Source organism: Campylobacter volucris (assembly GCF_008011665.1).
Lineage (GTDB): Bacteria > Campylobacterota > Campylobacteria > Campylobacterales > Campylobacteraceae > Campylobacter_D > Campylobacter_D volucris_A.
Map to the genome: position 1 here is coordinate 1 of NZ_VOWJ01000008.1, position 5,712 is coordinate 5,712.

9 protein-coding genes are annotated in these 5,712 nt (G+C 26.3%); all 9 read left to right on the plus strand.

Going from position 1 to position 5,712, the window contains the following annotated elements; all coding sequences use genetic code 11:
- The first annotated feature begins 32 nt into the window (after positions 1–32).
- A complete protein-coding gene (locus tag FPD38_RS00475) occupies positions 33–494 on the plus strand; it encodes a hypothetical protein (RefSeq protein ID WP_147554856.1) in 462 nt (153 codons plus the stop codon).
- 159 nt (positions 495–653) lie between these two features.
- Positions 654–1,721 carry an AAA family ATPase gene (locus FPD38_RS00480; RefSeq protein WP_147554857.1) on the plus strand — a complete coding sequence of 356 codons (1,068 nt, stop codon included), beginning with the start codon at positions 654–656 and terminating at the stop codon, positions 1,719–1,721.
- Positions 1,721–2,404, plus strand: a complete 684-nt coding sequence (locus FPD38_RS00485) for a DUF4276 family protein (RefSeq protein WP_147554858.1) — start codon at positions 1,721–1,723, stop codon at positions 2,402–2,404. The genes FPD38_RS00480 and FPD38_RS00485 overlap by 1 nt, the downstream gene beginning before the upstream one ends.
- Positions 2,401–3,150 (plus strand): hypothetical protein, encoded by a 750-nt coding sequence (locus FPD38_RS08200; RefSeq protein ID WP_261798253.1) that lies wholly within the window; start codon positions 2,401–2,403, stop codon positions 3,148–3,150. Before FPD38_RS00485 ends, FPD38_RS08200 begins: the two co-directional genes overlap by 4 nt.
- A complete protein-coding gene (locus FPD38_RS08205; RefSeq protein WP_261798254.1) occupies positions 3,110–3,652 on the plus strand; it encodes a hypothetical protein in 543 nt (180 codons plus the stop codon). Before FPD38_RS08200 ends, FPD38_RS08205 begins: the two co-directional genes overlap by 41 nt.
- Entirely contained in the window at positions 3,645–4,535 is an 891-nt protein-coding gene (locus tag FPD38_RS08095; protein WP_187153064.1) for a hypothetical protein, read from the plus strand. Before FPD38_RS08205 ends, FPD38_RS08095 begins: the two co-directional genes overlap by 8 nt.
- Positions 4,486–4,863 (plus strand): hypothetical protein, encoded by a 378-nt coding sequence (locus tag FPD38_RS00500; RefSeq protein ID WP_147554859.1) that lies wholly within the window; start codon positions 4,486–4,488, stop codon positions 4,861–4,863. Before FPD38_RS08095 ends, FPD38_RS00500 begins: the two co-directional genes overlap by 50 nt.
- Positions 4,864–4,911: 48 nt before the next feature.
- Positions 4,912–5,457 carry a hypothetical protein gene (locus tag FPD38_RS00505; protein ID WP_187153065.1) on the plus strand — a complete coding sequence of 182 codons (546 nt, stop codon included), beginning with the start codon at positions 4,912–4,914 and terminating at the stop codon, positions 5,455–5,457.
- Complete coding sequence (locus FPD38_RS00510) at positions 5,358–5,687, plus strand: AHH domain-containing protein (protein WP_187153066.1); 330 nt, start codon at positions 5,358–5,360, stop codon at positions 5,685–5,687. Before FPD38_RS00505 ends, FPD38_RS00510 begins: the two co-directional genes overlap by 100 nt.
- Positions 5,688–5,712 lie beyond the last annotated feature (25 nt).

Consider the following 5,712-nt stretch of genomic DNA (forward strand, 5'->3'; position numbering starts at 1 on the left):
ACTTTAGCTAAAACAAATTATAAGGAGAGATAATGAAAAATAAAAAATTATTGGATGATGAATATATACAAAAGGTATTTGAATACTATCTTACAAATGATAGTTATTTAGAAGGTGCTTTATATGGTTTAAAAAAATACGAACGAAGATCTTTTATAAGTTGCATCTTAAGTTATGAATATAAAAATTTAGTAGAAAATAACAACTTAAAAATTGATGAAAAATATAATGCTATTTTACCGTCTAATCTAATCACTATTTTAGAATATGATAAAAAGAATTTTAATGGGACGATTCTTCGAAATTTTATAAATGATTTGGAATTTGAATTAGAGCATATAGAAATGGAACTTTATGATAATCCTGCTGATTTTGAAGGAGGAGATTATTATAATGAAGATAGCGAATGTGATGAAGATTATACGGTAGAAGATTGGGTAGAAGACCAAGTAAAAGATATCAAAGATTTTTTGTATGCTTTAAAAGATTTTTAAAATGCTATTTAGCGCTAATCAAGTAAGCTTTAATTTTGTAAATTTTATAGATTATAAATATAATAGTGATAAATATCGTCTCTTATTAAATGAAGTAATAAAAAGGCTAAAGGCAATAGAGAAACAATCAACTTCAATATTAGAAGCTAAAGGATATAAATGCTAAATAACATAACAATCAAAGGCTATAAATCTATAAAAGATTTATCCGAATTTGAACTTAAAAATTTAAATATCTTAATCGGTGCAAATGGTGCAGGTAAAAGTAATTTTATCTCGGTATTTAAAATGCTTAATGTCTTGTTTAATAAAAACTTGCAATTTTACACACAAGATAAAGGACCTGATAGTTTTTTGTATTTTGGTAGAAAAGAAACCGAAAAATTACATTTTGACTTTGTTTTTAGCCCAAATAGATATAAAGTAGATATCGTAGCCACGCAAGAAAACAAAATGCTTATACAAAAAGAAAGAATTTATTTTGGTCCTCACGAATACATTATAGGAGAGAATGTATACGAAAGTAATATTTCTGAAGCAAAAGAATATTCTAGATCCAAAGCAGTTGCTGATTATACTATAAGCGAAATTAAAAAATGGAAGCTTTATCATTTTCATGATACTGGAGATACATCTAAAATGAAAAGTATATGTGATGTGAATGATAATCTTATTTTCAAAGAAGATGCGCAAAATATAGCAGCTTATCTTAAAATGCTCCATGATAACTACAACAAACATTATAAACAAATTTTAACTACTATACAAGATATTGCTCCTTTTTTTGGGGGATTTATTTTTAGAAATAGTGATAATATACAATTAGAATGGCATCATAAAAACGATCCTGATACTCCTTTTAAAGCACATATGCTTTCTGATGGAACTTTAAGGTTTATATGCTTAGCTACTTTATTGCTTCAGCCTTTTGAGCTAATGTCAGGAACAATTATTATCGATGAGCCTGAATTAGGACTACATCCTTATGCGTTAAAAATTTTAAGCGAGATCATTAAAAGAGTAGCTCAAGAAAAACAACTCATTATTTCCTCTCAATCTGTAGAACTGATAAATCATTTTGAAGCACAAGATATTATAGTTGTAGATAAAGAAGGTGATCAATCTATTTTTACAAGAATGGACAATGAAAAACTACAAACTTGGCTTGAAGAATACACACTTGGAGAAATTTGGGCTAGTAATCTTATAGGTGGGAGGCCAAAATGATGTCAGATATTACAAGATGCTATGTGATTTGCGAAGGGCAAAGTGAAGAAAAATTTATCAATGAAACTTTAAGTCCGTATTTTCACAATGTCAAAATTTATCTCACTCCACTTACAATACCTACATCTAAAGGACACAAAGGCGGTGCGCTTTCATATGAGAGAGTGGTTGATTTTATCGTTAAAAAATTAAAACAAGATACACAAGCTTTTATGACAACTATGTTTGATTATTATGGATTAGATGATGAATTTTTAAAAGAAAATAAAGCTGATACTGATATATATGAATATATTGAAAAAATACAAAAAGATTTTGATGAAGCAATTAAACAAAAATGCAATACAAATAAATTTTTTAGCTATATACAACCACATGAATTTGAAAGTTTGCTTTTTAGTGATATTACAAAAATCATTGAAGCAGACGCTGAATGGGATGAAAAACTCATTTGCGAATTAGAATGTATTATCGAAAAATACAATAATCCAGAATTAATCAACAATAGCAAGGAAACAAGTCCGTCACACAGACTAAAAAATATTTTTTCTTCTCCTAGCTATAAAAAAGTTTTGCATGGTAGCAAAATTGCCAAAGAAATTGGTATAGACAACATAAGATTAAAATGTCAACACTTTAACAAATGGTGTGAAAAAATTGATGCTTTGAAAGCTTTTAAATGAAACAAACATTAAGTGCCAATCAGGTTAGCTTTCATCTTTTTTCTACTAAAACTTTTAGTGATGAAAAATACCTTAACGCTTGGAGTTTAAAAGGTAATCGCCTTAATTTACAAGAATGGTTTGAATTTAAAAAAGCTAATGAAAATAATTTCTATAATAAACATTTAGAAAATACCTTAAAAGCTATGCAAGAGTTTAAAACCTTTTTTAGTATTGATCAATTTGAGGGTATAAATCTACACAGTGAGGATGAATGGTTAAATTTTTTACCTTCAAATTATACTCAAATTTATAATCGTTTATGTAGGGATAAAAGCAAATACATTTTACATAGATATTATAAAAAAGATGAATTAAGTGAAATAGGAACTCTTAAAAACCACTCTCCTAATTTACCTTTTTGGGATGAAAAAGGAGAAAATTTTTCTCAAAATCAAATTGATACTTTTATAGAAAAAGATAATCTAGCACCCTACTTTAATAAATATGATATTTATTTCAACTCATCACTATACCTTACTTTTAATCTTAATGATGAAAATTTAAATTATCTAGTAAAAAATTATGAAGATAAACTTAATTACGGTTTTATCCCAAAAACCCAAGAACAACTTCAAAAAGAGTTAAATTTAAGTAAAGATGGAAAAATCATCTTAGAACTTGAAAATATTTTTTTAAGCCTTTGTAAGGGCATAAGTGCTGATTATGCTTTTATGGATTTTTCTTATTTTTTTTGCAGGATATGATTATATATTAAATTCTAAAAATAATACTTTAAAATCTTACCCTATTAGTTATGATGAGTTAATTTATAAAAGAAGCTTTAAAGAGCATATAGAAGAATATGCAAATAATTATTTTTTAAATTATTATTCTAAAGAACTTTTAAATGAACTTGAAAATCAAAACTTAAATAACAATAGAATAAATCATTATCTTAAAAACTATAATAAAATTCCAAAAAACACAGAAGAAGAAAACATACAAGGTATGCTTTCTAAGCAAAAAAATGTAAATATCAACTTTGTAAATTTTATAGATTATAAAGACTATGTTTATAATAACAAAGATGATTTTTGGAATTTCTCATTAGAAAAAAACTCTATACTTTGGCAAAAATTTCTAAGCAAGGATACCATAAAACCTTTTCCTTCAAATTTTGATTGTTCTTTAGAAGAAAAACTTCTTTATGCTAAAGATGAGCAATTAAAAAGCATACTTCAAACCCACAAAGCTTTTCATGGCTAAAAAAAGAAAAATCACTCTTCCTAGAATAGATCCTATTAATATAAGTCCTGATACTTCTTGTATGCATCCTATATTAGAAGATAATACTTTATTATGCATACATGGAGGTAAAGTTAATTTAAAAGCAAAGAATGCTAAAAGAATAAAATCAGATAATATTCCTATTATGCTTAATAACGAAATACAAGGAGCTAGTATAAGTGGATGTGTAAATCCACCTATACTAGGAGGACCTTGTACTAAAGTAGCTTTAGTATTTGCTTATACTTATTCAAATCATAAAGTAAATCATAAACATTCTGTATTACAAATGGGTTTAATAGGAGTAAGTAATAAAGGTTATCCTATACTAGCTATACCTAAGAAAAATAAGATTAAATTTGCTTTAGCTAAAATACAAGCTAATCCTCTTGCTAAGATTAAATGGGACAAGATAAGATGGGAAGGGATAGGAGATAAAAGAAGTAAGAAAAATAAAAATGATAGAGCAAAGCAAATACAAGCATTAAAAAATAATCAGCAAAGGCAAAAAGGTATAAATAAAGAAAATTTAGATATTATAAAAGATACAACAAAAGGGAAGTTTAATTTATTAGAAAGCACTAATCAAACTAATAATATTCAAAATAAACTCAACCACATATTTAATAAAAAAGAACATGATTTAGATGATTTTTTAAAGTCTTTTGGTAATTCGAAAGAAAAAGCTTATGAGGCAGTTGTAAAAAGAATAGAAAAAGATTATGCAAGCGGTAAAGTTTCTGAAAATTTTACACAAGGGCATATTATAAACATTAATGGATTTAATATCGAAGTAAGAGGAGTTATAAAAAATGGAAAAGCAAAAATTGGAACAATGTTTATACCTAGAACATTTAATTAATATTCAAGAATTGGAGAAAAAAATTATTGAATATTTTTCCAAAGAACAAAAATTACTCTTAGATCATTTTAGACATGCTAATATTGTTTCTAGAAAAGCTGATGAGTGTGGATATTTTGCTAATATAAAAACTGATCCCACAAGACCAAAAATTCAAGTCAATGGTTTTACCAATTCTTTAAATCTATTTTTAAATGGTGTTGCGATAGGTGGAGCTATGATTTATATTGAAAATGGTTTATTATCAATGATTGAGTCTTACTCTTGGGATGATAATGATATTTTTATTAAGTTATTATCAGACACTAATAAAAAAGTGTATTCGTAAAAAATTTTCAAAAAATTTAAGATTACCTTCAAACCCACAAAGCTTTTCATGGCTAAAAAAAGAAAAATAACTCTTCCTAAAATAGAAGCTATTAATATAAGTCCTGATACTTCTTGTATGCATCCTATATTAGAAGATAATACTTTATTATGCATACATGGAGGTAAAGTTAATTTAAAAGCAAAGAATGCTAAAAGAATAAAATCAGATAATATTCCTATTATGCTTAATAACGAAATACAAGGAGCTAGTATAAGTGGATGTGTAAATCCACCTATACTAGGAGGACCTTGTACTAAAGTAGCTTTAGTATTTGCTTATACTTATTCAAATCATAAAGTAAATCATAAACATTCTGTTTTACAAATAGGTTTAATAGGAGTAAGTAATAAAGGTTATCCTATACTAGCTATACCTAAGAAAAATAAGATTAAATTTGCTTTAGCTAAAATACAAGCTAATCCTCTTGCTAAGATTAAATGGGATAAGATAAGATGGGAAGGGATAGGAGATATAACAAACAATCACCAATTCAAACCCATCATATTGCTACTGATAAGAATAAAAGATTTACTAAAGAATTTCAAAAAATAACAAAAAAATATGGCTTGGAATTAGATGGAGATTGGAACAAAGTTAAAATGCCACATCGCGGAAGACATCCTAATGAATATCATGAATATATTCTTGAAAAAATGAGTAAAATTGATAAAATAGCAAGAGGAGATAAGAATAAATTCTTAAAAGAATTTGAAAAACTAAAAGAAGAAATAAAAAATAATCCTGCTTTACTTAATAAAGAATACTATAAGGAGAGAAAATAATGAGATATTATAAAATGATGTATAA